Genomic DNA, 1,909 nt, shown 5'->3' on the forward strand with positions numbered 1-1,909 from the left:
TTTTTAACCCATAAACTATAAAACTCATAAACCTAATAATAAGAAAGGATTTTAATGGAATTGTTGGATTTAGACGGAGTGATTAAAAAAGGCGTGTTTGAAATCCCTGATTATCAAAGGGGGTATGCGTGGCAGATGAGGCAATTAAAGGATTTTTGGAATGATTTAGAGCATGTCTCTAAGCTAGAAAACAAATTCCATTACATGCATAGCCTAACCTTAAGAGAGCTTGAGAATGATTTTGGAGATAGCGCTTTTGAAATCATAGACGGCCAGCAGCGATTGGCTACAAGCTTGATTTTACTAGGCCTTTTAGCCAAGATTACTCAACATAAAGACCCAAAGTATTCTTTAATCAACCTTGAACCCATTCTATCCTATAAATATTATGGATTAAGCGAAGCTTTTAGGGCGATCACCGAGGAAGAAAAAGATTTAGAAAAATTTCAAACTTCTTTTTACGCTAAAAATCTTATCAGCGCTTATGCATTTTTTAAAGAAAAAATCAGCGATACCCCCATTGAAACGCTTGAAAAAATGCTTGACGCTCTCACTAAAAAAATGCTTTTTAGCGTGGTGGAATTGAATGACAACCGGATCGATCCATTCAGTTCTTTTGAAACGATTAACAATCGTGGTAAAGATCTATCCACTTTGGAATTGTTCAAAAACCGCTTGCATTTTATAGCGCACAGGATTTGTGATGGAAAAAAATTAGAAAAACTCCAAAAAGAGATCAACGATACCTACGCTATTATTTATTACGATTTGAGACAATTTAAAGACGCTCATTTAGATAGTTTTTTAAAGCATTTTGTGGCGTATTATTATGGCGAGAAAGGGGATTTTAAAGAGAGGTTATTAGATGCGGAGTTTAATGCCCATAAAAGATATACCTATAACACAACTTTTAGTGATGAATATGAAAAAATAGACGATTTGTTATTTTATCTTTCTTATTCTTCTAAAGTTTGGAATTTCTTGCACACGCTTGATGAAAAATCTATCACCCTTAAGCTTGAGATTGAAATCACGCCTAAAATGCGCAACTTGTTAGAAAAAATGCGGCGTTTAAACGCTTTGAGCGATAACGCTTTTTTACCCTTATTGCTCTCTCTTTTAACCATACAGCGTGCTGGAAAAAGCGCTAATGAACAACCTTATACCACCAAAGAATTAGAGGGCTTATTGGAATATTTAGAGCGTTTCGGGTTTTTAATCTATGGGGTTGCTGGCAAGAATACGGCTAAAAACGAATGGATTGAATCAGCTTTTGAAGCGTTCAGAGCGTTCAGATATGGGGAAGAAAATATCGCCATTGAAAAACTTCCAACGCTAGAAAAGAGTTTTTTCAACAGACAAGGAAATAGCGCTTTGGAATTGCTTGAAGAGAGCATCCATTCTAAAAAGAATGCTGAAAAATGGTATAAGTGGGGCAAGGCGCTGAATTACTTGCTGTATAAATACGAGTTGCACCATAACCCTGAAACGACTCTGAATTTTGATGGCAGTATAGAAAGCATTGAGCATATCTTGCCCCAAAATCCCGATCAAGGCTATAGCGCTAAAGAAAAAAATTGGGCCAAAAACCCTCACATCGTGCATGCCTTAGGGAACTTGCTCTTAATCCCTAAAAACGCTAACAGCTCTTTAAGCAACAAGCCTTTTGAGGAAAAAAGAAAGCAATACCTAAAAGGCTCTTATAGCGAAAAAGAAGTGGCTAAAAACGCTTCTTTTGGAGTCGCGCAAATCAAAGAAAGGAGCGAAAAATTATCAGACTTTTTAATCGCGCGTTATCGTATCGCTGAATTAGTGGGTGAAAGTGCGATTAAAGCTTTTAAAAACGCTCTTTTAAAGGACATTGAATGATGCGATACTCAAAAATAAGGGGGCGTTTGAAAAACGCCCA

Annotated in this window: 1 protein-coding gene; it reads left to right on the top strand. The window is 36.5% G+C overall.

The annotated features are described in order from the left end of the window. The first annotated feature begins 54 nt into the window (after positions 1-54). Positions 55-1,869, top strand: coding sequence for a DUF262 domain-containing protein (locus QT74_RS07765; RefSeq protein ID WP_033765906.1), 1,815 nt, complete (start codon positions 55-57; stop codon positions 1,867-1,869). Positions 1,870-1,909 lie beyond the last annotated feature (40 nt).

The organism is Helicobacter pylori SA213A (assembly GCF_000476275.1).
GTDB classification, from domain to species: Bacteria; Campylobacterota; Campylobacteria; order Campylobacterales; family Helicobacteraceae; genus Helicobacter; species Helicobacter pylori_CL.